The following is a 21959-nucleotide window of genomic DNA, read 5'->3' as shown; positions in this document are numbered from 1 at the left end:
GCCCGCTCCCGGTACTCCGGGAGCGGGCCGTTTCAATTATCCGAATGTTGTAATAACCGAGGTAGGGTTCCGTCATGCCACCGGAACCCACCCCTGCCGAGATCAGCCAGTTCGTCGAGCGTTTCGCCGGCGTCCTCGCGAACAGCGGCGTACCGACGATGTCGGCCCGGGTGATGGCGTGCATGCTGGTGAGCCCGAACGGCACCATGACGGCCGCCGAGCTCGCCGAAGCACTCAAGATCAGCCAGCCCGCGGTGTCCGGGGCTGTCCGGCAGCTCATCCAGGTCTCCTTCATCACCCGCGAACGGCTCCCCGGCTCCCGCAAGGACCACTACCGGATCCGCGACGACGTCTTCTCCGCCATCATCGAACGCCGCAACAACGCCCTCGCCGAGTGGGAATCCTCGGTCCTGTCCGGCGTAGACCTCTTCGGCCAGGACAGCGTCGTCGGCCGGCGCCTCGCCGAGAACGCCGAGTTCTTCGCCTTCATCCGCGAAGACCTCAACCAAATGATCAAGAACTGGCGCTCCACCCACCCCAAGCGCTAGCCCACCCCAACTCCAACCTACCCCTAGCGCGACGTACCGTCGAACACTCCACTTTATGCACGGTGTAGTCACCGGCAATCGGTTGCCGATGACTACACCGTGCACAAAGTCGGCGATCTCAGCCGCCTACCGCTTGAACTGCCGCGCAGGAGTTGCGTTGGTGAGCGGGCGCCGCGGTGGAGGAGTTCTAGCGGGTGAGCGCGTAGACGGCGATGGCGGCGAAGTCGTCGGCGGGTTCTGAAGCCTGCCAGGAGCGGACGTCGTCGACGTAGCGGGAGCCTCGGCCGGTGAACTGGTTGTAGGTGTCGATGCCGTTGGCGGGGCAAGGCCTCATGTTGTCGAGGTTGTCGCCCAGGCCTTCCTCGAAGAGGTCGGCCGAGTTCGGGCCGTTGACCACGCCACCGACCAGGGGCCGGCCGACGATGTTGGCGATCTGGTGGTGGGGACAGCGTTGGGCGGATTCGCCGATACCGACCATGAACGAGACGCCCCATGGATTGGCGCCGAAGTTCCAGTTGAGCTGGTCGTTGCCGAAGGCGTCGTAGCGGCGGTCGCCGGTGGCGGTGCGGTAGAGGCGAGCGGTGGCGGCGAGGCCGAAGGCGTGCGGGACGGCGTCGAAGTTGTCGTACTGCGCGCCGGCGCCGAACGGGTCCTTCGCGGCCCGCTTCACCCCGATCTCCAGCTGCGCCCGGAGATCGTTCTTCAAGGCGGCAACCTCAACCGTGCGGTCGAAGCGAGCCGCCCGGATCAGGTCCGCATGCGCGAGCGCGCTCACGTCGTACAGGTTGAGCGTGTCCCCACCCGCCTCGTGCTTGAGGTACTCCCCCGCCCAGTACCGCGACGCCTTCAACCATCCGCGTGCTCGGGGATCGTGAAGCTTCTGGGCCGCCAGGGCGAGCTCGGCGGCTCCTAGCTCGAGGTCATCTCGCCAGGCGCTCTCCGGATAGAAGGCGAAAGGCAGCGAGGTGGTCAACTGCTTGACGCCGGAAGTCTGAGCCAGCGCGTAGATCTGCGCGGCAGTCGCAAGGTGCTGACGGGCGCGACGGGGCGACGTACGAGCTTCCACCTGTGCGGCAAGGGCAAACGCCGCGGCGGTACGACCAGCAAGGTTCGGGCTGAGGGGCTTGCCCGGAGCGGCGGCGCGGAACACCGGGCGGTTCTTGATGAACTGGTGGCCGGGCGCGTTGTCATGGTCGTCCGCCTCGGGCAGCCGCCAGATGTCGTGGTCGCCGATGAAGGTCTCCTCGACGTTTCCGGTCCCCGCGCCGACCTGGATGTAGAGCGTCTTCGTCTTCTCGTCCCACATCTTGTCCAGCCAGGCCAGCCCGTGCCGAGCTTCCTTCAGGACGGTCGGATCCGGCCACCGGCTGTCCCGGGCCGATGCCCAGAGCAACGATTCCGAGTACGCCGCGATGTGGGTGAACTTGAGGTAGTCACCGGCGTCGTACCAGCCGCCCTCGACATCGACCGGCCCACCGATCCTGCGCAGCTCCCCCACCGTCTGGTCGGTGTCGGGATCGACGAACGTCGGCCAGTCGTAGACAGCCGCGGCCCGGTCCGTGAGGTGCGCCGGCTTGCGACCGAGCGACCCCGTCACGACGTTCGCGCCGTCGCGCTGCTCGGTGAAGAACGTCACCGCCTTGTCCTTCGCCCCGCCGAGCAACCTCGCGTCCGAACCGACCTCGAAGGGAGGCGACGTGGGCACCCCAGCCACCTTCACCCGGTACGTCCCCGGCCGCCGCAGCCCGGACAGATCCAGCTTGTAGACATGCGTGTACGCCGCATTCCACGAGCCGGCGTCAGCCCCGGCACGCCCAGTCAGCACCCGACGTCCACGCCGATCAACCACCTCGAATCGCGCACCCGCCGCGACCTGCCCGGTCATCAGGTACGCCGCTTCGCCCGCCGCGCCCGTGTAGCCGAGCTGGTTGACCCGGATCAGTCCGGAGAACAGCGGCGAATGGGCGGCAGCCGCTACCGGAGTCACCGCCAGCCCGGCGGCCAGAGTGATCGAGATGACGCGGCGCAACGTTCCCATCGCGAGGCTCCTCTACAACCGTTAGGAAACCTTCCTATTGGTTGCCGACACGCTAGCGCAGCCGGGCCGCGGAGTACACCATCAGAGCACCGAAAATCCCGCCGATCAGCAGACAGGCCACGCCGATCCCGGACAGGCTGATCAACGCTCCGAAGGCGACCATCGCCAGCGGCATCAGCGCCTCGTCGGACAGGCTCACGATGCTGCTCGTCCGGCCCAGATACGCCGGCGCGATCGTCTGCTGGAAGGCGCCGGACAGTTGCGCCGAGGCCAGGCCCGCGGTGAACCCGATGACGCCCATGGCGACGAAGACACCGGCCCGCGGCATCAGTCCGATCGCACCGCACGCTGCTGCCTGCAGGATCAGCACGAGCATCCCGGCTCGCGCCGAGTTGGCCGGGCGCCAGCGCATCGCCAGGATCGCGCCGACGGCGGCGCAGATGCCTGAGCACGCCTGGAACAGGCCGAGCGCTCCTGCTCCCCAGCCGGCTTGCGAGGTCCGCTGGACCAGCCCGACCGCGAGGACGGGCCCGACGCAGAGGTTGAGTCCGAAGAACGCGATCACCAGCGTCCGCGCCTTCAGGTCTCGCCGCAGGTAGCCGAAGCCATCGCGCAGGTCGGCGCGGATCGAGGCACCACCGGAGGGCTGATGCGGTACTCGGGGCCGGACGACGAAGGCCAGCGCGAGCGCGATCAACGCGAAGGAGACGGCGTCGACGACCATCACGGAGGCGAGGCCGCCGTGGGCGACGAGGAAGCCGCCGAGTGGGGCGCCGGCGAAGACTGCGAGGCGGCTGGCGAGTTGCTTCGAGGCGGCGAGGCTGACCAGGTCGTCGGGGCGAACCATTCGGCGCGGCATGGTGCCGGCGGCGGGTGTGTAGATCGCGTCCGAGGCACCGAAGAGGATCGCGACCACGAGCAGCAGCGGGAGCGAGACGCCCTGGAGCGTCGCGATCACGGCCGCCGCGGCGAGCACGGCGATGCGGGCCAGGTTGGCGAGGATCATCGTCCGGCGGGCGTCGAGGCGGTCGGCGAGGGCGCCGCCGTACAGGAGCATGAGGGCTCGCGGAAGTGCGCCGACACCCATCACCAGGCCGGCGCCGGCGGGTGACGTGACCTGGGCGGCACTCCACGCCAGGCCGACGTACCAGGCGACGTCGCCGACCTCGGACAGCGCAGACGAGAAGATCCACCCCTGCACCCGCCGATCCCGCCGCAGCGGCGGGAAGACCGACTCACCCGCGACAGCGGTCGCAGGGCCGGCGGCATCCGCGACAGCGGTCGCAGGGCCGGCGGCATCCGCGACAGCGGTCGCAGGGGCGGTGGCGTCCGGGGCGGCGGTCGCAGGGGCGGTGGCGTCCGCGGGGGTGGTCATGGGCGGGCTGGGACGCCGTGAGCGAAGACGTAGACGGGCTCGGCGTCCTCACCCGAACTCGGGTCGTCGTGGTACTCGCGGACGAGATCCTGGATGCGGCGGGACAGCTCGTCGAGGCGTTCCGGTGTCAATGTGAGCCAACTCTCGGTCGAGAAGGCGGCCCGGACCCAGGCCTCGTCGTACTGCTGCCGATCCTCGAACCAGCCCCGTACTTTCGCCACGTGATGAGCCAGGTTGACCTCCTCCGCGGTGGTCGCGACCAGCTCCGCGGCCGGGTCGCCGCCGGCGTCCGCGACCGACCACGAGTACGACGCGTGCGCGCTGCGCCACCACCGCTCGCGCCGGTTCTTCGCCAGCTCCGGCGCCTCCTCGATCACCCCCGCGGCGGCCAGCACCTTGAGGTGATGACTGATGTTTCCGACCAGTTCGCCGGTCGCCTCGGCCAGCCGGGACGCCGTCGACGGGCCCTCGACGCCGACCAGGTCGATCAGCCGGCGGCGCAGCGGATGATTGATCGCGGCGATCACCGAGGTGTCGGCCGTACGGCGGTTGGCGGGGCTCATGGCGACCACGCTACCTTCGACAAGAACTCTTGCACAAGAGTTCTTGCTAGTTACCTTTCGCGCCTGAAACAATCAGCAGCAGACTGGTGCACATATCCACATCATGAGATCGCGTCTCATCATGCAGGAATGGGAGTTGATTTCCCGGCCGATTCCGCTGACTCTTATCAGCATGCTCGCTGCCCGCTCGACTCATCTCGTAGGTCGGATTCACGTCGACCTCGGTCGCATGCGCAGCGCCATCTGTCGTCCTTCGATGCTCTGACAGCCACCCCGCTCGAAACATCTGCTGGGTGCGCACCGCGCAGACCAGATCGAATCGACGACGCTTCGAGCTAGGCCTCCCGCGGACGCACCTGTCTCTAGGACAAGGACACCGTTCCGGATGACTGGCGTCTCCTCTCCCCAGCAAGGCACACAGCCGCGCAAAGCCCCCCGGCCCCGCAAGGGCAAGGGCGAAGGCCAATGGGCGCTCGGCTACCGCGAGCCGCTGAACAAGAACGAAGAGAACAAGAAGAACGACGACGGCCTGAACGTCCGGGCCCGGATCGAGAACATCTACGCCCACCGCGGGTTCGACTCGATCGACCCGGCCGACCTGCGCGGCCGGTTCCGCTGGTGGGGTCTCTACACCCAGCGCAAGCCCGGGATCGACGGCGGCAAGACCGCCACGCTCGAGCCGGAGGAGCTGGACGACAAGTACTTCATGCTCCGGGTCCGGATCGAGGGCGGCCAGCTGAGCGCCGAGCAGCTCCGGGTGATCGCCGAGGTGTCCAGCACCTACGCCCGCGACACCGCCGACATCACCGACCGGCAGAACATCCAGCTGCACTGGATCCGGGTCGAGGACATCCCGGCGATCTGGCAGAAGCTCGAAGCGGTCGGGCTGTACACGACCGAGGCGTGTGGTGACGTCCCCCGCGTCATCATCTCCAGCCCGGTCGCCGGCATCGCCGCGGACGAGATCATCGACCCGACGCCGGCCATCGACGACATCGTCGAGCGGTACATCGGCAGCACCGAGTTCTCCAACCTGCCGCGCAAGTTCAAGACCGCGATGACCGGCCACCCGTCGCACGACGTGGTACCGGAGGTCAACGACATCAGCTTCGTCGGCGTCGTCCACCCCGAGCACGGCCCCGGCTTCGACGTCTGGGTCGGCGGCGGGCTGTCCACCACGCCGATGCTCGCTCAGCGCGTCGGCGCGTGGGTTCCGCTCGACGAGGTGCACCTGGTCTGGAAGGGCGTCGTCGGCATCTTCCGCGACTACGGATACCGCCGGCTGCGCAACCGCGCCCGGCTCAAGTACCTGGTCGCCGACTGGGGCATGGAGAAGTTCCGCGAGATCCTCGAGAGCGACAAGTACCTCGGGTACAAGCTCATCGACGGACCGGCGCCGGAGATTCCCGCCGTACAGGGCGATCACGTCGGCGTGCACAAGCAGAAGGACGGCCGGTACTACGTGGGCGTCGCGCCCGTCGTCGGCCGGGTCTCTGGAAGCGCTCTCGCCAAGGTGGCCGACGTCGTCGCGGCGCACGGGTCGAACCGGATCCGGACCACCGCCCAGCAGAAGTTCATCGTGCTCGACGTCGAGGAGTCGAAGGTCGAGTCGCTGGTCGCCGCGCTGGACGACCTCGGCTTCAAAGCCCGGCCGTCGGCCTGGCGGCGGAACACGATGGCCTGTACCGGGATCGAGTTCTGCAAGCTGGCGATCGTCGAGACCAAGGCCCGCGCCGCCGAGCTGATCGACGAGCTCGAGGAGCGGATCCCCGACCTCGACGTACCGATCACGGTGAACGTGAACGGCTGCCCGAACTCCTGCGCCCGGATCCAGGTCGCCGACATCGGCCTCAAGGGCCAGCTGGTACTCGATGCCGACGGCAATCAAGTACCGGGCTACCAGGTGCACCTCGGCGGCGGGCTGGGGCTCGACGCCGGCTTCGGCCGCAAGCTGCGCGGCCACAAGGTCACCTCCGACGGACTCGCCGACTACGTCGAGCGGATCACCCAGAACTACCTGAAAGAACGGTCCGAGGGCGAGCGCTTCGCCCAGTGGGTCGTCCGTGCCGAGGAAGGAGCGTTGCAATGAGTGAGAGAGCCGCACCGTTGTACTGCCCGTACTGCGGTGACGAGGACTTGCGTCCTTCTGAGGAAGGGCACGGCGCCTGGGAGTGCCGGCCCTGTGCACGGGTGTTCCAGCTGAAGATGATCGGACTGCGGGTGAGCGTCGAATGAGCAACTTGAAGGAGATCGCCGAAGAGGCGAACGAGCGACTAGCCGACGCCTCGGCGCTGGAGGTGCTGGCGTGGGCGCGGGAGACGTTCGGTGACGAACTGGTGGTCACCGCGTCGATGGCCGACGGAGCCCTCCCCCACCTGGCGGCCGAGGCGGCGCCCGGCGTCGACGTGCTGTTCCTCGACACCGGCTATCACTTCGCTGAGACCATCGGCACCCGGGACGCGGTCGCCGCGACCCTGCCGATCAACCTGATCAACGCGACCCCGAAGCAGACCGTCGCCGAGCAGGACGCGGAGTACGGCAAGGATCTGTTCGCCCGCGAGCCCGACAAGTGCTGCGCGCTGCGCAAGGTCGAGCCGCTCAACCGGGTGCTCTCCGGCTACAAGGCCTGGGTCACCGGGGTACGCCGCGAAGAGGCGCCGACCCGGGCCAACACGCAGGTCGTCGAGTACGACGAGAAGCGCGACATGGTGAAGCTCAACCCGATCGCGCCGTGGACCCAGGAAGACCTCGACGGGTACATCAACGACAACGGCGTACTGGTGAATCTGCTGCAGTACGACGGCTACCCGTCGATCGGCTGCCAGCCGTGCACCAAGCAGGTCGCTCCGGGCGAGGACCCGCGCAGCGGCCGCTGGGCCGGCCAGGGCAAGATCGAATGCGGGCTCCACACATGACTCTGCTATTGGCCGCGCCTCCGGCACGGCGGGTCATCGGGCTGAACTCCCGGCCTTCCCTCGTCCCTCCGGTCGCTTCGCTCCCTCCACTCCTCAGTCCAGGCCGGGAGGCCCGATGACCGCGACAGCACTGCCTCAGCCGACCGTGACCAGCCTGGATGCGCTGGAGAGCGAGTCGATCTTCGTCTTCCGTGAGGTGGCGGCGGAGTTCGAGCGGCCGGTGATCCTCTTCTCCGGCGGCAAGGACTCGATCGTCATGCTGCACCTGGCGCGGAAGGCGTTCGCGCCGGCGCCGGTGCCGTTCACGTTGCTGCACGTCGACACCGGTCACAACTTCAGCGAGGTGCTCGACTACCGCGACGCGACCGTGGCCCAGCTGGGCTTGCGGCTCGAGGTGGCCAAGGTGGAGGACTACCTCGCGGACGGGCGGCTGCGCGAGCGCTCCGACGGCACCCGGAACCAGCTGCAGACCATTCCGTTGCTCGATGCAATCAACTCGCACCGGTTCGACGCCGTCTTCGGCGGCGGCCGCCGCGACGAGGAGCGGGCTCGCGCCAAGGAGCGGATCTACAGCCTGCGCGACGAATTCGGGCAGTGGGATCCGCGCAACCAGCGGCCCGAGCTGTGGTCGCTCTACAACGGCAAGCACAAGCCGGGCGAGCACGTCCGGGTGTTCCCGCTGTCGAACTGGACCGAGCTCGACATCTGGAACTACATCGAGCGCGAGCAGATCCCGCTGCCGAGCATCTACTACGCGCACGAGCGGGACGTGTTCGAGCGCGACGGCATGTTGCTTGCCGTCGGCCCCTACTCCCAGCCGCGCGACGGTGAGACCGTGTCGAGCCGGCTGGTCCGGTACCGGACCGTCGGCGACATGTCCTGCACCGGAGCGGTCGCGTCCACCGCGACCTCCCCGGCCGAGGTCGTGATCGAGGTCGCGGCCAGCGAGATCACCGAGCGCGGCGCGACCCGCGCCGACGACCGGGCCAGTGAGGCCGCGATGGAAGACCGCAAACGAGAGGGGTACTTCTGATGAGCACCCTCCTGCGGCTCGCCACGGCGGGCTCGGTGGACGACGGCAAGTCGACGCTGGTCGGGCGGCTGCTGCACGACTGCAAGGCGATCCTCGCCGACCAGATCGCGCACGTTCAGCACGTCTCGTCCAGCCGCGGCACCGGTGACTTCGACTTCGCGCTGCTGACCGACGGTCTGCGGGCCGAGCGTGAGCAGGGCATCACGATCGACGTCGCCTACCGGTACTTCGCGACCGACAAGCGCTCGTTCATCCTGGCCGACTGCCCCGGGCACGTGCAGTACACCCGGAACACGGTCACCGGCGCGTCGACGGCGGATGTCGTGATCATCCTGGTCGACGCGCGGCACGGAGTACTGGAGCAGACCCGGCGGCACCTCGCCGTGGCCGGCCTGCTCCGGGTGCCGCACGTCGTGCTGGCGGTCAACAAGATCGACCTGGTCGGGTACGACGAGGCGGTCTTCAAGGGCATCGCCAAGGACGTCTCGCAACTGGCCGACCAGCTGCACATCGGCGACGTCCAGGCGATCCCGGTCTCCGCGCTCGTCGGCGACAACGTCGTGGAGCGCTCTACGGCGACCACCTGGTACGACGGGCCGACGCTGCTCGAGTACCTGGAGAACGCGACCGGCCGCGACGACATCTCGGCCCGGCCGCTGCGGTTCCCGGTGCAGTACGTGATCCGGCCGCAGACCGACGACCAGTACCGCGACTACCGCGGCTACACGGGGACCGTTGCCTCGGGCACCGTGTCGGTCGGGGACGAGGTGATCGTGCTGCCGGCAGGCCGGCGTACCTCGGTCTCCGGTATCGACCGTGCGGTCATCAGCGCGACCGGTACCGCCGTCGCCGAGCGGCCGTCCGCGGTCGCGGGTGAAGCCGTCACCGTCCGGCTCGCGGACGACCTCGATGTCGCCCGCGGATCGGTCATCGTTTCGGCCGACTCGTCCCCCGGCACCCGCCGGGAACTGGCGGCCACCCTGTGCTGGCTCTCGGAACGCCCGCTGACCGTGGGCGCCCGGCTGCTGATCAAGCACACCACCACTACTGCCCAGGCGATCGTCACCAAGATCAACGGCGCGCTCGACCTGGACACGCTCGGAGTCATCGACGCCACCGGGCTCGAACTCAACGACATCGGCAAGGTGCAGCTCAAGATCGCCGCACCGCTGGCCGCTGACCCGTACTCCAGCAACAACATCACTGGATCGTTCCTGCTGATCGACGCCCACGACGGGTGGACGCTGGCGGCCGGGATGATCGACGACGAAGAAGGGGAACTGCTGTGACCGCACCAGCGCTCGTAGTCCTCGCCCACGGCAGCCGCGATCCGCGATCGGCCGCCACCGTCCACTCGCTCGTGGCCTGCCTGCGCGAGATGCGGGACGACCTGCGGATCGAAGCCTCCTTCCTCGACCACTGCCCGCCGACGCCGTACCAGGTGATCGGGAAGCTCGCCGCCGAGGGCGTCGAGGAGGTCGTGGTGCTGCCGTTGCTGCTGTCCACCGCCTTCCACGCGCGCACCGACATTCCGGCCGTCATCGACGAGGCGCGGAGCCGGTTCCCGGACCTGCGGATCATCGCCTCCGACGTGCTCGGGTACGACGACACGCTGCTGGACGTCCTCGACCGCCGGATGCGCGCCGAACTCAAGGACGGCCGGGTGCGTGAACTCGACGCGCTCGTACTGGCGTGCGCCGGCTCCAGTGACGCCCAGGCCAACGCAGCCGTCACCCGGCTGGCCAGGCTCTGGGGCCAACGCCACAAGCTCCCGGTCACGGCTGCCTTCACCACCGCCGCCACCCCGAGCCCGGCCGAAGCCGTCCTCCAGTGGCGCCTGGAAGGCCGCCGCCACGTAGCAGTCGGCTCCTTCTTCCTGGCCCCCGGCGTACTCCCCGACCGAGCCGAAGAAATGTCCCGCAAGGCCGGCGCGGTAGCCGTCTCCCGCCCCCTAGGCGTCAGCGCCGAGGTAGCCCGCCTAGTCCTCCTACGCTACGGCGTAGCCGGCCTAGACCTCCTAACCCTGGCCCCCTCCCCCCGCCCATCCCTACTCCGCCCAGAACTAGTCCGCACCGCCTGACCTCAACACAAGAGAACCCGCCCAGGTACTACCTGGGTGGGTTCTGTTTGTCGTCTATGTCGCAGCTAGGCGAGCCTTCTCCGCTTCGATGTCGAAGTCGGCCTTGGGCCATTCGGGGTTGATGTCTTTCAGCGTCTCCAGGAGGAGGGTGGTGACGGCCCAGTTGCGGTACCACTTGCGGTCGCTGGGGATGACGTACCAGGGGGTTTCGGGGGTGTTGCAGTTTTCGAGGGCTGCCTGGTAGGCCTCGGCGTAGGCGGGCCAGAGTTCGCGTTCGTCGACGTCGCCGGGGTTGTACTTCCAGTACTTCGTCGGGTTGTCGAGGCGCTCGGCGAGGCGGGCCTTCTGCTCGTCCTCGGAGATGTGCAGGAAGCACTTGACCACCGTGACGCCGCTGGCGGCCAGCTCGGCCTCGAACTCGTTGATCTCCTCGTAGCGACGGTTCCAGACCGGCGGCGCGACCAGGTTGCGGACGCGGGCGATCAGTACGTCCTCGTAGTGCGACCGGTCGAAGATGCCGATCATGCCGGGACCGGGCAGCGCCTGGCGGATCCGCCAGAGGAACCCGCGCCGCTTCTCCGCCGGTGTCGGCGCCTTGAAGGAGGTGATCCGCAAACCCTGCGGATCCATCAGCCCCGCGCCGTGCCGGATCACCCCGCCCTTGCCGGAGGTGTCCATCCCCTGCAGGACCAGCAGGATCCGGGTCTCGCCGCCCTTGCGTCCCTCGGCGAACAGCCGTTCCTGCCAGTCGGAGACCTCGGGCCCGATCGCGTCCAGCGCGAGCTTGCCCTCGTCCTTGCCACCGGAGAACCCGGTCGTCGCCCTCGTGTCCCAGGCGCTCAGATCGACCGGACCCTGCGGTACCCGCAACTGGTCCAGCAGCCTGCCACCCGCCACGTCGTCCGGCTTGGGAGCCTTCTTCTTCGCCATCCGCCCATCCTGCCTCATCCCGGGCCGGGAACGGCTCAAGCAGGCGTACCGACCTTGCGCTGTTGCCGCCGGACCACCTCGATGACGACGATGACCACCACTCCCATCGCCAGCGCGATCAGGCTGCCGGTCACTCCCCAGACCAGGCCGCTCAGATCGTCGGGATCACAGCCCTCGCCCACGCCGCAGTGCCTCGATTCGTACCAGCGCTCGCCGATGAAGAACCCGACGATCACCACGACCACGACGCCGGACAGATACAGCGCCAGCCGGGCCAACCAATGCGGACCACCGGCCGCCGGCTGTGGCAGCTGGATGGACAAAGCGAGCAGGATCAGCCCGATCAACCCGATCGCGACCTCCAGCAGGATGAGTTCACCCTCATCGGCCATCCAGATGAACCGGAAGCCGTCGTTGCTCGCGCTCTGCCAGACCAGTACGACGTCGAGCAACAGCAGCACGCCCCCGACCCACCGCCTCGACTGAGTACTGACGAAGGCGACACCGGCCCCGCCCGCCGCGAGCACCGCCGCCAGGAACCCGAGCGGCAGGATCCACCGATCGCTGCCGGACCCCGAAGTGTCATGGAACCGGACGAACCCGCCGGCGCCGAGCAGGACGATCCCCAGGCCCAGCAACCCGAGGGCGCCCACGACGGGCGAGGGAAGCGATCGCTGCTCGTCTGAAGTCATGCCCTCAGAAAATCACGGCAGCAGCCCACCCAGCGTGAGTAAGACCACTCAACTCGCCGGAGCCATCCCGACGTGGGCGAGAGCAATCAGCCGGGAGAGCGCTCGCAGGTACTTCTTCCGGTAGCCGCCCTTCAGCATCTCCGGCGTGAACATCCGATCGAGCGGCACTCCCCCGGCCAGCAGTGGGATGTCGCGGTCGTACATCCGATCCGCGAGCACCACGAGCCGCAGCGCGACGTTCTCGTCGGTCAGCTCACGGATGTCGGTGATGCCGACCGTCGTCACCCCGTCGAGCAGCGCGCCGTACTTGCTCGGATGCAGCTCGGCCAGCTGCCGATAGAGATCCACGAAGTGATCGCAGGACGCACCGGGAATCGAGGCCGCGGTCTCCTCGACACGCGCATCCGGCCAAGGCTCGGGAGCCACCGGCAGGCCACGATGGCGATAGTCCGGACCGTCGATCCGCCGGACGTCGAAATGCGCCGCCAGCCCCTGGATCTCGCGGAGGAAGTCCGTCGCCTGGAACCGTCCCTCGCCCAGCTTGTCCGGCAGCGTGTTCGACGTCGCCGCCAGCTCGACCCCAGCCTCGACCAGTTGCCCGAGCAACCGCGAGATCAGGACCGTGTCCCCCGGGTCGTCCAGCTCGAACTCGTCGATACAGATCAGCCGGTACGCCGACAGCGCCTCGACCGCCGACCGCATGCCCAACGCCCCGACCAGGTTCGTCAGCTCCACGAAGGTGCAGTACATCTTCGGACCGGCCGACTCGTGCCACAGCGAGGCGAGCAGATGGGTCTTGCCGACGCCGAATCCGCCGTCCAGGTAGAAGCCTGGTTTGCCCGCGGAGACCGCTCTCGCCCCGCGCAGGCGGCTCCACAGAGAGCGCTCCCTGCGCGGTTCCGCCAGAGCCAGCCCACGCTGCCGCAGTACCGCCAAGGCCTCCGACTGGCTCGGCTCGTCCGGGTTGGGCCGGTACGTGTCGAACCGGACGCCGGCGAAGCGCGGCGGCGGCACGCACTCGGACAGCAACCGGTCCGGACTCACCTCCGGCCGGCGCCCGCTGAGTCGGATCGGCATGCGCTCAGCCTACGAGGCCCGGCACGGCCGACGGAAACCAGTGGGAAACCACTGGGAAACCGGTGTCCCGGCCTTGACCGCTTTCTTACTTTCAGTTAGGAAGTTGATATCGGGGTCCGCAGCCGGCTGAACGACCGAGGAGTCAGCAATGGGTGATCGGCAGTTCCCAACCCTTCCCACCACACCGTTCCGACGGCGCAGCCTGCTCAAGGGAGCGCTCGGCGGAGCCGCCGCCCTGGGCCTCGGCTCAGCCCTGTCAGCCTGCGGCGGCAGTGACAGCGGTGGCGGCACCACCAGCGGCGGCAAGGCCGTCGTCCGGATGTGGTCCTGGTACAACGATCAGGAGGACCAGTTCCCGAAGCTGATCGAGAAGTTCGAGGCCGCGCACAGCAACATCAAGATCGAGAACCGGATCTTCGGCACCCCGGACCAGTACCTGCCGGCGCTGCAGGCCGCGGTGGCCGGTGGCGACGTGCCGGAGATCTTCGCCCCGCACACCCGGGCGCTCACCTACGGCACCGGCGGGATTTCGGCCGATCTGAAGAAGGATCTCGGCGACGACTTCCTGAAGGACTTCTTCGACTCCGCCAACCAGGAGTACACGCTGGACGGCAAGCAGTACGCGGTCGGCTGGATGGCGCAGACGTTCGGCCTGTTCTACAACCCCGACCTGCTGAAGAGGGCCGGGGTGGGAGAGGACGAGATCGAGACCTGGGACGACCTGATCGCGGCCGCCGCCAAGATCAAGGCGATCGGCAAGTTCCCGGTCGCGATCAGCTGCAACCCGACCACCAGCTCGCTGGACTTCTTCCTGCCACTCGTCACCCAGGTCGCCGACGACCCGACCTTCTACCTGAAGCTGGACCAGCTGCAGGACGGCCTCACGTACGAGGATCCGAAGATCGTCCAGGCACTCGAGCTGAACCAGAAGATCGTCAAGGGCGGCGTCTTCCAACCCGGGACGACCGGCACCAGCGGCGACCAGCTCTCGCAGATCTTCTACGGCGAGAAGTCAGCGATGCTGTTCAACGGTTCCTGGACGCCGCAGGGACTGTCCAAGGACGCTCCCCCGGCGTTCGCCAAGAAGTACAAGGTGATGAAGACGCCGGCGATCGCCCCGGGCAAGCGGCACTGGTGCGCGAACCAGGCCGGCGCCGGCTGGGCGGTCTCGGAGACGAGCAAGAACAAGGACGCCGCGCTGGAGTTCCTCAAGTTCCTGTACTCCGCCGACCAGTACTCCCCCACCATGAACGACTCCAACTCGATGCCCGCCACCAAGAGCGCCGCGAGCCGGATCGAGCTGCCGATCATGAAGCAGATGACGTCCTGGCTGCTCGACGGCGACGGCTGCCCGCACATCCCGTTCGGGCCGGGCTCGGTGGCCGCGGGTGACCCGTTGTCGAAGATCTTCGACGGCACCGGCCAGCCGGCCGCGGTCGCGAAGGAGATGCAGCAGGCCGTCCAGAACGCAAAGGGCGGCTAGATGGCAGCCACCATGACGGCCGATCCGACGAAGCGCGAGCCCGAGCCGGCAGCCCGCAGTACCGGCTCGGGACGGCAGTACCGGTTCGGGTCGCCGTTGCGGAAGTCGCAGCGAATCGCCGGCTACCTGTTCGTGCTGCCGACCTTCGTACTGTTCCTCGGGTTCGTGCTCTGGCCGATCCTCTACACGGCGTACCTGAGCCTGACCCGCTGGGGCGGCTTCGGCAGCCCGCGCTTCATTGCCTTCGACAACTACAGCCGGATGCTCGGCGACCCGGTGGCGCGCCGGGCGATGATCGTGACGCTGGTCTACACCGCCGTCACCACCGTGGTGCTGACGTTCCTCGGCCTCGTCATCGCGGTGCTCGTCAACACGGTCTGGAAGTACGTCGGGGTGGTGGTCCGGACCATCCTGTTCATACCGGGAATCGTCTCGTTCGTCGTCTCCGGCGTGCTCTGGAAACTGATCTACGACCCGAACATCGGCACCCTGAACCAGTTCCTCGGCGCGATCGGGCTGGACTCGCTGCAGCATCCCTGGCTGGCCGACCACAAGACGGTGCTGCCGGCGATCATCGTGGTGAGCATCTGGGGCGGCCTCGGCTTCAACATGCTGATCTTCTTCGCCGGCATCCAGGGCATCGACCCGAGCTTGTACGAGGCGGCTGAGGTGGACGGCGCGAGCAAGGCCCAGCAGTTCTGGAACATCACCGTGCCGAGTCTGCGCGTGGTCACCGGGCTGGTGGTGAGCCTCGGGCTGCTGAACGGGTTCAAGGCCTTCGACATCATCTTCGTGATGACCGGCGGCGGCCCGAACCACGGCAGCGAGGTACTCGGGACGTACCTGTACTCGCTGGCGTTCGGCTCGACGTCCGGGTCGATCCCCCAGCTTGGCTACGCGAGCGCGTTCAGTGTCGTGACGATGGTGCTCTGCACGCTGGCCGTGATTGCCCAGCTCTGGCTGACCAGAAGGGCGGACCGATGAGGTTCCCGCTCGGCAAGAGCTTCGCCACCTTCGTCCTGCTGCCGTTCTGCGTGTTTCTGGCCTTCCCGTTCGTCTGGATGCTGCTCACCTCGCTGCGGCAGGCCAACACGATCTTCGGCGGCTCGATCATCCCGGACCAGCTCACCTTCGCCGGGTACCGGACCGCGTGGACCTCGATCCAGTTCCCGCTGCACTTCTGGAACAGCGTCTGGATCACCTCGGTCACGGTGATCGGGGTGCTGGTCTTCGCGACTCTCAGCGGGTACGCGTTCGCGAAACTGGATTTCCCGTTCCGGAACACGCTCTTCGTGCTCCTGCTGCTGACCCTGATGATGCCGTCGACGGCGCTGATCATCCCGCTCTACCTGCAGCTCAAGGCGTTCGGGCTGCTGGACACCCAGGTCGGGCTGCTGATCCTCTACATCTCCGGATCGGCGCCGTTCGCGATGTTCCTGATGCGGGCGTTCTTCCAGACGCTGCCCGACGAGCTGATCGAGGCGGCCCGGGTGGACGGCGGCAGCGAGTTCACCATCTTCCGCCGGGTCATCCTGCCACTCACCCGGCCGGGGATCGCGACCGTGGTGATCTTCCAGTTCCTGCAGACCTGGAACGAGTTCCTGATCGCCAACACCGTGCTGCGCAGTACCGGATCACTGCCGTTGCAGCCGGTGCTGTTCAGCCTGATGGGCCAGTACTCCACCGACTGGCCGGCGCTCACCGCCGGCCTCACTCTGTCCGTCATCCCGGTCGTCGTGGTCTACGTCCGGATGCAGCGGCAGTTCGTCGCCGGGATGATGCTCGGCGCCGTCAAGAACTGACTCCTATCCGAAAGAGGTTCCATGCCGATCAAGAACGTGGTCGTCAACTGCACCGATGTCCAGCGCTCGGTCGAGTACTACAGCACCTTCCTGGAGCTGGAGGTGGTCGGCGAGGTCACGCGGGAGCGCGCTCTCCTGGACGCGGTCACGGCGACGATCGAGCTGCGCCGGGTCGACGCCGGCCGGGAGGAGAGCACCTGGGTCGGCGACGATCTGCAGAAGGGGTTCCGGCACCTCGGTTTCAAGGTCGACCGGCTGGACGAGCGGGCCGCCGTGCTGAAGGGCGCCGGGGTCGAGTTCACCCTCGATCCGCTCGATGCCGAGGGCAAGGTCCGGATCTGCTTCTTCCTCGATCCGGACGGCACCCACCTGGAGATGATCCAGGGCGATCTCGACTACGCCGCGGTGCTGGATGCCGACGGCGTCGCGCGGGAGCGCGCTCTCGGCGTACCGGCGCGGCCGCGGTTCGACCACGTCGCCGTGACCGTCGAGGATCGCCGCGCGACGCACGAGTACTACCGGCACAACTTCGGCTTCTCCTTGATCGGCACGATCGAGCAGCCGCACGACACGCGCGGTTTCAGCATCGGCTACCTCAAGTCCGGTGACACCGTCCTCGAGATCTTCACCTATGACGTCGCCAAGGCCGACCGTGCGCCGCAGTTCGACGTCGCCGGCTTCGCGTACGCCGAACTCGCCGGCGACCCACCATCCGGCCTCACGGAGGCGGCCGCACCCGACGGGACGACCGTCTACGTCGATCCGGACGGGTTCGCGTTCTCCGTCAGCCCGGCCGCATGACCACCCCAGGAAGCGACGACTGGCTCCGCCCCCTCGGCTCCACCGGCTTGACCGTCTCGGCGGTCTGCGCGGGCGGAGCCCTGCTCGCGGGGATGCCAGAGATCTTCGGGTACGACGTATCGCCGGCCGAAGCGATCTCGGTGGTGCGAGCCGTGCTGGACAGCCCGCTGCGGTGGATCGACACCTCCAACGGGTACGGCGACGGCGAGAGCGAGCGACGGATCGGCCAGGCCCTCGCCGACCACGGCGGACTCCCGCCGGACTTCCTCGTCGCCACCAAGGTCGATGCCGCTGGCAATGACTATTCAGGCGCCCGAGTGCGGGCGAGTGTCGCCGAGAGCAAGCAGCGGCTGGGGCTCGACCAGCTGCCGTTGGTTTACCTGCACGATCCCGAATTCCACGATTTCGACAGCATGCGGGACGCGGTCGACACCCTGATGCGGCTGCGGGACGAGGGCGAGATCGGGCATGTCGGTCTTGCCGGGGGCAACGTCCGGGAGCTGGAGCGGTACCTAGACCTTGGCGGCTTCGAGGTCGTTCTGGTCCACAACCGGTGGAGCCTGGTCGACCACAGCGCCGGACCACTGATCGAGAGAGCGCTCGCTGACGGCGTCGCGGTGGTGAACGCGGCGATCTACGGTGGCGGCATCCTGGCGAACCCCTCCGGCGGCTCCCGCAACTACGGCTACCGCGAGGCGCCGGAAGCCACGCTGCAGGCGGTCGCCGCGATGGACAAGGCGTGCCGCGATCACGGCGTCGATCTCGCGACCGCCGCCCTGCAGCACTCAGTGAACGACCCCCGGATCAGTGGCACGGTGATCGGGTTCAGCAAACCGGCGCGGCTGGACCAACTGGTCACAGCCCTGGAGACGGAGCTTCCCGCCGAGTTGCTGGACCGATTGGCTGATCTGTTGCCCGACAAGCGGTACTGGCTGGAGGAACCACGATGAAGGACTTTCCCGAGGGCTTCGTCTGGGGCGCGGCGACCGCGGCGTACCAGGTCGAAGGCGCGGTGGCCGAGGACGGGCGCGGGCCGAGCATCTGGGACACCTTCGCGCACACGCCCAGGCGGATCGCGGACGGCGAGACGGGCGATGTCGCGGACGACCACTACCACCGGTACGCCGAGGACATCCGGCTGCTCGCCGACCTCGGCCTGACTGCGTACCGGTTCTCGATCTCCTGGTCGCGCGTCCTCCCGTCCGGCGCCGGCAAGACCAACCCGGCCGGCCTCGACTTCTACCGTCGGGTGGCTGAGACCTGTCTGGAGAACGGAGTCACGCCGTACGCGACGCTCTATCACTGGGATCTTCCGCAGCCTCTCGAGGATGCGGGCGGTTGGCTGGTCCGCGACACGGCCGAGCGGTTCCGAGACTACGCGGCGATCACGCAGGGAGCGCTCTCCGACGTGGTCAAGCACTGGATGACGCTCAACGAGCCCTGGTGTTCGGCGTTCCTCGGCTACGGCAACGGCGAGCACGCGCCCGGGCGCACTGAGGGCGCCGACTCGCTCAAGGCCGTCCATCACTTGTTACTCGGGCACGGACTCGCGCTGCAGGCGATCCGGTCGCCGGAGAACTCGGTCGGGATCGCACTCAACCCAGCACCGGTGTACGCCGCCTCGGAGTCCGAGGCCGACCGGGATGCCGCCCGGCGTGCGGACGGTCTGCGGAACAGGATGTTCCTCGACCCGTTGCTGCTCGGGAAGTACCCGGGTGACGTCCTGGAGGACACTGGGATGGCGGACTGGTTCGCGCGGTACGACGTGGACCTGCCGGTGATCTCAGCGCCGATGGACTTCCTCGGCGTCAACTACTACTGCCCACAGACCATCGCGGCGCCGGACGGCCCGATCGCCGACCCGGGCAAGGCCAGTACTACGCCGGGCAGCGAGAATCTCGTTGCCGTGGACACCGGTCTCGACCGCACCCAGATGGGCTGGCCGATCGACCCGGACAGCCTCAAGACGTTGCTCCGGACAATCAACGAGCTGGCCCCCGAGCTGCCCTTGTATGTCACGGAGAACGGCGCCGCGTACCCGGACGAGGTCGGCCCCGACGGCCGGATCGAGGATGCCGAACGGCAGCGCTATCTCGAGCAGCACATCGAGGCAGGCCGGCAAGCCGCCGCCGAAGGTCTGCCCCTGAAGGGCTACTTCATCTGGACGCTGCTGGACAATTTCGAGTGGTCCTACGGTTTCAGCCGGCGGTTCGGAATCGTCCACGTCGACTATGCGACGCAGACGAGGACGGTGAAGGAGAGCGGACGCTGGCTGAAAGAATTCCTCAGCCGCTGAGCGCGCGACCCGAGGTCTGATGCGGCGTAAGCCTGCTGTGCAATACGAGTGAAGCGGCCCCCAGCGCGGCGGCGCTGGGGCCCAGCTTCGAGAGCTCGACCCGGGTCGGGTGCATCGCCCGGACGAAGGACAGCCGGTTGAGCTCCGCGGTGGCGACCCGGACGTAGATCTCGCCCGCCTCGCTGAAGCCCGGGCCGGCCAGGATGATCTGCTCAAGGTCGAGCAGATTGGTGATCGAGACCAGCGCCTTCGCCAGGTACGTCGCCGACTCCTCGATCAGGGCCAGGCAGCGGGGTTCACCGGCCGCCGCCTGCCGCGCGATCTTCGCGAAGTCCGACCGGATCGCCGATCGCTTGCCGCGCAGTTGCAGGTCGTTCACGAGATCCGGCCCGGCCAGGCTCACCACTCGCGCGGGCGCGGCGAGGCTCTCCAGGCACCCACGGCCACCGCACCAGCAGTCGGGACCGTTGACGTCGAGCACCATGTGGCCGATCTCGCCGACGTTCGACGACGAGCCACGGTAGACGTCGCCGTTGGTGACCAGGCCGAGGCCGAAGCCGGCCGCCATGTAGACGGTCGCGAAGTCGTTCACGGACGGGATCCGGCCGGCCCAGAACTCGCCGATCGCGGCGCAGGTCGAGTCGTTCTCGACCACGATCGGGTGGTCGATCGCGGCGCTGAGCGTGTCCCGGACGGCGAACGGCTCCCAGGCGTACTTCGAGGCGTTGGCGCGCAGCAGCCGGTCTCCCCCGCCCTGCCGGCCGGCCAGCGCGACGCCGACCCCGACGAGCGTGCTCGGCTCGATCCCGGTCTTGACGATCAGATCCTCGAGCTCGGCGGTCAGCCGCTTCACCACGGTCACCGGGGTGTCGCGCCCGATGCCCTTCGCGGACAGCTGCTCGACCACCCGCCCGTTCATGTCCGTCACCACGTACGTCGTGCTGGGGGTGTCGATGGAGATGCCGACGGCGTGCCGGGCGCGCGGGTTGAACTGCAGCAGGGTGGCGCGCTTGCCGCCGGTGGGATCGCCCAGCCCGGTCTCGACGATCAGCCCGTCGGCGAGCAACTGCTTCACCACCCGGGAGATGGACGCACCGGTCAGTCCCGACCGATCGGCCAGGTCGACCCGCGTCACGGTCCCGCTGGACCGGATCAGGTCCAGGATCGCGCTGTGCGTCTCCTGCGCTGTCGCACCCTTCAAGATCTTGGCCACGGTCACTCCTCCCGCCCCGCACTTTAGTACACAACGTAACAAAGTGGCGACAGTTGACCTCAACTCCTCTTGAGGTCATAGCTTCACGACCATCGACCCCGAAGAGGAGAGCTGATGCACGCGGTACGGCTGCACGAGTTCGGTCCCGCCGAGAATCTGAGCTATGAGGAGGTGCCCGACCCGGTGGCCGGGTCCGGACAGGTGCGGATCCAGGTCGAAGCGGCCGGTGTGCACCTGATGGACACCGTGCTACGAGCGGGCAACGCCGGTGGCGGGCCGATTGCCCCGCCGGAACTTCCGACGATCCCCGGACGCGAGGTCGCGGGCAGGGTCGACGCGGTCGGTCCGGGGGTGGCCAAGTCCTGGATCGGCAAACGCGTCGTCGTCCACCTCGGACCGAATCCCGGCGGGTACGCCGACCTGGCGGTAGCCAAGGTGCAGTCGCTGCACGAGATCCCGGACCACCTGGACGGTCCGACGGCGGTCGCCACAATCGGTACCGGACGCACGGCAGCAGGCATCCTCGAGCAGGCAGCGCTGGAGGCAACCGACGTCGTCCTCATCACCGCGGCGGCGGGCGGCATGGGCAGCCTGTTCGTCCAGGCGGCTCGCAACGCCGGCGCTCTGACCGTCGGCCTCGCCGGTGGTCCGGAGAAGGTCAAGCAGGTGCACGACCTCGGCGCCCAGGTAGCGATCGACTACACGGCAGCCGACTGGCCGGACCAGGTCACCAAGCAACTCGACGGCCGGGAGCTCACCGTAGTACTGGATGGCGTGGCCGGCGAGAACGGGCAGCGGGCCTTCGAGTTGCTCGGTATCGGCGGGCGGCTGCTCATGTTCGGCTGGTCCGGTGGCGGCCCGATCCAGCTCACGACCAACGACCTGATGGCCCGCGGCCTCTCCGCCACCTGGGCGATCGGCCCCAAGCTCATGCGCAGGCTCCGCGCACTGGAGGCCAAAGCGCTCCACGAGTCGATCGAGGGCAACTGGACTCCCCTGCTCACGACGTACCCACTCGCCAAGGCCGCCGACGCCCACCGTGCACTGGAGAACCGCGAGACCGTCGGGAAAGTCGTGCTGATCCCCGCTTGACCTTCACACCGTGTCAAGCCT

At 68.0% G+C, this 21959-nt stretch carries 21 protein-coding genes; 14 read left to right on the top strand and 7 right to left on the bottom strand.

Annotated elements, in window-relative coordinates:
* Nucleotides 1-74: 74 nt before the first annotated feature.
* The gene (locus ACIA12_RS05740; protein WP_396365632.1) at nucleotides 75-548 is read left to right on the top strand and encodes a GbsR/MarR family transcriptional regulator; all 474 of its coding nucleotides are present in this window, start codon (nucleotides 75-77) and stop codon (nucleotides 546-548) included.
* A 187-nt stretch (nucleotides 549-735) separates the two neighbouring features.
* Here the strand turns inward: ACIA12_RS05740 and ACIA12_RS05735 are convergent, their stop codons facing one another.
* The 3 genes from ACIA12_RS05735 to ACIA12_RS05725 are packed head-to-tail and all read right to left on the bottom strand — an operon-like array spanning nucleotide 736 to nucleotide 4524.
* On the bottom strand, nucleotides 736-2586 hold the full coding sequence (locus ACIA12_RS05735; RefSeq protein ID WP_396365631.1) for a glycoside hydrolase family 9 protein: 1851 nt from the start codon (nucleotides 2584-2586) through the stop codon (nucleotides 736-738).
* Between the two features lie 52 nt (nucleotides 2587-2638).
* Nucleotides 2639-3961, bottom strand: a complete 1323-nt coding sequence (locus ACIA12_RS05730; protein ID WP_396365630.1) for an MFS transporter — start codon at nucleotides 3959-3961, stop codon at nucleotides 2639-2641.
* The gene (locus tag ACIA12_RS05725) at nucleotides 3958-4524 is read right to left on the bottom strand and encodes an ArsR/SmtB family transcription factor (protein WP_396365629.1); all 567 of its coding nucleotides are present in this window, start codon (nucleotides 4522-4524) and stop codon (nucleotides 3958-3960) included. Before ACIA12_RS05725 ends, ACIA12_RS05730 begins: the two co-directional genes overlap by 4 nt.
* Before the next feature lie 385 nt (nucleotides 4525-4909).
* On the opposite strand from ACIA12_RS05725, the gene ACIA12_RS05720 reads away from it, so the two are divergent.
* The 6 genes from ACIA12_RS05720 (at nucleotide 4910) to ACIA12_RS05695 (ending at nucleotide 10552) form a co-directional block, all read left to right on the top strand.
* Nucleotides 4910-6613 carry a nitrite/sulfite reductase gene (locus ACIA12_RS05720; protein ID WP_396365628.1) on the top strand — a complete coding sequence of 568 codons (1704 nt, stop codon included), beginning with the start codon at nucleotides 4910-4912 and terminating at the stop codon, nucleotides 6611-6613.
* On the top strand, nucleotides 6610-6759 hold the full coding sequence (locus ACIA12_RS05715) for a hypothetical protein (protein ID WP_166678852.1): 150 nt from the start codon (nucleotides 6610-6612) through the stop codon (nucleotides 6757-6759). The genes ACIA12_RS05720 and ACIA12_RS05715 overlap by 4 nt, the downstream gene beginning before the upstream one ends.
* Complete coding sequence (locus ACIA12_RS05710) at nucleotides 6756-7439, top strand: phosphoadenylyl-sulfate reductase (protein ID WP_396365627.1); 684 nt, start codon at nucleotides 6756-6758, stop codon at nucleotides 7437-7439. Before ACIA12_RS05715 ends, ACIA12_RS05710 begins: the two co-directional genes overlap by 4 nt.
* Nucleotides 7440-7554: 115 nt before the next feature.
* Nucleotides 7555-8472, top strand: coding sequence for a sulfate adenylyltransferase subunit CysD (gene cysD / locus ACIA12_RS05705; RefSeq protein WP_396365626.1), 918 nt, complete (start codon nucleotides 7555-7557; stop codon nucleotides 8470-8472).
* Entirely contained in the window at nucleotides 8472-9761 is a 1290-nt protein-coding gene (locus tag ACIA12_RS05700) for a sulfate adenylyltransferase subunit 1 (RefSeq protein WP_396365625.1), read from the top strand. The genes cysD and ACIA12_RS05700 overlap by 1 nt, the downstream gene beginning before the upstream one ends.
* The gene (locus ACIA12_RS05695) at nucleotides 9758-10552 is read left to right on the top strand and encodes a sirohydrochlorin chelatase (protein ID WP_396365624.1); all 795 of its coding nucleotides are present in this window, start codon (nucleotides 9758-9760) and stop codon (nucleotides 10550-10552) included. The genes ACIA12_RS05700 and ACIA12_RS05695 overlap by 4 nt, the downstream gene beginning before the upstream one ends.
* A gap of 54 nt (nucleotides 10553-10606) precedes the next feature.
* On the opposite strand, the gene ACIA12_RS05690 is transcribed toward ACIA12_RS05695, so the two are convergent.
* Genes ACIA12_RS05690 through zapE form a run of 3 tightly spaced genes read right to left on the bottom strand, consistent with a single transcriptional unit; the run spans nucleotide 10607 to nucleotide 13251 of the window.
* Nucleotides 10607-11482 (bottom strand): PPK2 family polyphosphate kinase, encoded by an 876-nt coding sequence (locus ACIA12_RS05690; protein WP_396365623.1) that lies wholly within the window; start codon nucleotides 11480-11482, stop codon nucleotides 10607-10609.
* Between the two features lie 35 nt (nucleotides 11483-11517).
* A complete protein-coding gene (locus ACIA12_RS05685; RefSeq protein WP_396365622.1) occupies nucleotides 11518-12174 on the bottom strand; it encodes a hypothetical protein in 657 nt (218 codons plus the stop codon).
* Between the two features lie 48 nt (nucleotides 12175-12222).
* Nucleotides 12223-13251 (bottom strand): cell division protein ZapE, encoded by a 1029-nt coding sequence (gene zapE, locus ACIA12_RS05680; RefSeq protein WP_396365621.1) that lies wholly within the window; start codon nucleotides 13249-13251, stop codon nucleotides 12223-12225.
* A gap of 148 nt (nucleotides 13252-13399) precedes the next feature.
* On the opposite strand from zapE, the gene ACIA12_RS05675 reads away from it, so the two are divergent.
* The 6 genes from ACIA12_RS05675 to ACIA12_RS05650 are packed head-to-tail and all read left to right on the top strand — an operon-like array spanning nucleotide 13400 to nucleotide 19633.
* Nucleotides 13400-14734, top strand: a complete 1335-nt coding sequence (locus ACIA12_RS05675) for an ABC transporter substrate-binding protein (RefSeq protein WP_396365620.1) — start codon at nucleotides 13400-13402, stop codon at nucleotides 14732-14734.
* A complete protein-coding gene (locus ACIA12_RS05670) occupies nucleotides 14735-15718 on the top strand; it encodes a carbohydrate ABC transporter permease (protein WP_396365619.1) in 984 nt (327 codons plus the stop codon).
* A complete protein-coding gene (locus tag ACIA12_RS05665) occupies nucleotides 15715-16536 on the top strand; it encodes a carbohydrate ABC transporter permease (RefSeq protein WP_396365618.1) in 822 nt (273 codons plus the stop codon). The genes ACIA12_RS05670 and ACIA12_RS05665 overlap by 4 nt, the downstream gene beginning before the upstream one ends.
* 21 nt (nucleotides 16537-16557) lie before the next feature.
* The gene (locus ACIA12_RS05660) at nucleotides 16558-17337 is read left to right on the top strand and encodes a VOC family protein (RefSeq protein ID WP_396365617.1); all 780 of its coding nucleotides are present in this window, start codon (nucleotides 16558-16560) and stop codon (nucleotides 17335-17337) included.
* Nucleotides 17334-18287, top strand: a complete 954-nt coding sequence (locus ACIA12_RS05655; protein ID WP_396365616.1) for an aldo/keto reductase — start codon at nucleotides 17334-17336, stop codon at nucleotides 18285-18287. Before ACIA12_RS05660 ends, ACIA12_RS05655 begins: the two co-directional genes overlap by 4 nt.
* Entirely contained in the window at nucleotides 18284-19633 is a 1350-nt protein-coding gene (locus ACIA12_RS05650; protein ID WP_396365615.1) for a GH1 family beta-glucosidase, read from the top strand. Before ACIA12_RS05655 ends, ACIA12_RS05650 begins: the two co-directional genes overlap by 4 nt.
* Here ACIA12_RS05650 and ACIA12_RS05645 read toward each other — a convergent pair.
* Nucleotides 19623-20846, bottom strand: coding sequence for an ROK family protein (locus ACIA12_RS05645; RefSeq protein ID WP_396365614.1), 1224 nt, complete (start codon nucleotides 20844-20846; stop codon nucleotides 19623-19625). The genes ACIA12_RS05650 and ACIA12_RS05645 overlap by 11 nt on opposite strands.
* Nucleotides 20847-20960: 114 nt before the next feature.
* Between ACIA12_RS05645 and ACIA12_RS05640 the strand changes: the two genes are divergently transcribed.
* Complete coding sequence (locus ACIA12_RS05640; RefSeq protein WP_396365613.1) at nucleotides 20961-21938, top strand: zinc-binding dehydrogenase; 978 nt, start codon at nucleotides 20961-20963, stop codon at nucleotides 21936-21938.
* Nucleotides 21939-21959 lie beyond the last annotated feature (21 nt).

Origin of the sequence: Kribbella sp. NPDC051620 (assembly GCF_044453825.1) — a bacterium.
In the GTDB taxonomy this organism is placed as follows: Bacteria; Actinomycetota; Actinomycetes; order Propionibacteriales; family Kribbellaceae; genus Kribbella.
The sequence above is the reverse complement of the archived record's forward strand: the minus strand, read 5'-3'. Positions and strand labels throughout refer to the sequence as shown.

Bases quoted from the DNA above. Each gene is read 5' to 3' on its own strand.
- ACIA12_RS05710 (WP_396365627.1), top strand. From the start codon at position 6,756: ATGAGCAACTTGAAGGAGATCGCCGAAGAGGCGAACGAGCGACTAGCC.
- ACIA12_RS05670 (WP_396365619.1), top strand. From the start codon at position 14,735: ATGGCAGCCACCATGACGGCCGATCCGACGAAGCGCGAGCCCGAGCCG.
- ACIA12_RS05655 (WP_396365616.1), top strand. From the start codon at position 17,334: ATGACCACCCCAGGAAGCGACGACTGGCTCCGCCCCCTCGGCTCCACC.
- ACIA12_RS05690 (WP_396365623.1), bottom strand. From the start codon at position 11,482: ATGGCGAAGAAGAAGGCTCCCAAGCCGGACGACGTGGCGGGTGGCAGG.
- ACIA12_RS05735 (WP_396365631.1), bottom strand. From the start codon at position 2,586: ATGGGAACGTTGCGCCGCGTCATCTCGATCACTCTGGCCGCCGGGCTG.
- ACIA12_RS05650 (WP_396365615.1), top strand. From the start codon at position 18,284: ATGAAGGACTTTCCCGAGGGCTTCGTCTGGGGCGCGGCGACCGCGGCG.
- ACIA12_RS05665 (WP_396365618.1), top strand. From the start codon at position 15,715: ATGAGGTTCCCGCTCGGCAAGAGCTTCGCCACCTTCGTCCTGCTGCCG.
- ACIA12_RS05740 (WP_396365632.1), top strand. From the start codon at position 75: ATGCCACCGGAACCCACCCCTGCCGAGATCAGCCAGTTCGTCGAGCGT.
- zapE (WP_396365621.1), bottom strand. From the start codon at position 13,251: ATGCCGATCCGACTCAGCGGGCGCCGGCCGGAGGTGAGTCCGGACCGG.
- ACIA12_RS05720 (WP_396365628.1), top strand. From the start codon at position 4,910: ATGACTGGCGTCTCCTCTCCCCAGCAAGGCACACAGCCGCGCAAAGCC.
- cysD (WP_396365626.1), top strand. From the start codon at position 7,555: ATGACCGCGACAGCACTGCCTCAGCCGACCGTGACCAGCCTGGATGCG.
- ACIA12_RS05700 (WP_396365625.1), top strand. From the start codon at position 8,472: ATGAGCACCCTCCTGCGGCTCGCCACGGCGGGCTCGGTGGACGACGGC.
- ACIA12_RS05640 (WP_396365613.1), top strand. From the start codon at position 20,961: ATGCACGCGGTACGGCTGCACGAGTTCGGTCCCGCCGAGAATCTGAGC.
- ACIA12_RS05660 (WP_396365617.1), top strand. From the start codon at position 16,558: ATGCCGATCAAGAACGTGGTCGTCAACTGCACCGATGTCCAGCGCTCG.
- ACIA12_RS05725 (WP_396365629.1), bottom strand. From the start codon at position 4,524: ATGAGCCCCGCCAACCGCCGTACGGCCGACACCTCGGTGATCGCCGCG.
- ACIA12_RS05715 (WP_166678852.1), top strand. From the start codon at position 6,610: ATGAGTGAGAGAGCCGCACCGTTGTACTGCCCGTACTGCGGTGACGAG.
- ACIA12_RS05675 (WP_396365620.1), top strand. From the start codon at position 13,400: ATGGGTGATCGGCAGTTCCCAACCCTTCCCACCACACCGTTCCGACGG.
- ACIA12_RS05730 (WP_396365630.1), bottom strand. From the start codon at position 3,961: ATGACCACCCCCGCGGACGCCACCGCCCCTGCGACCGCCGCCCCGGAC.
- ACIA12_RS05685 (WP_396365622.1), bottom strand. From the start codon at position 12,174: ATGACTTCAGACGAGCAGCGATCGCTTCCCTCGCCCGTCGTGGGCGCC.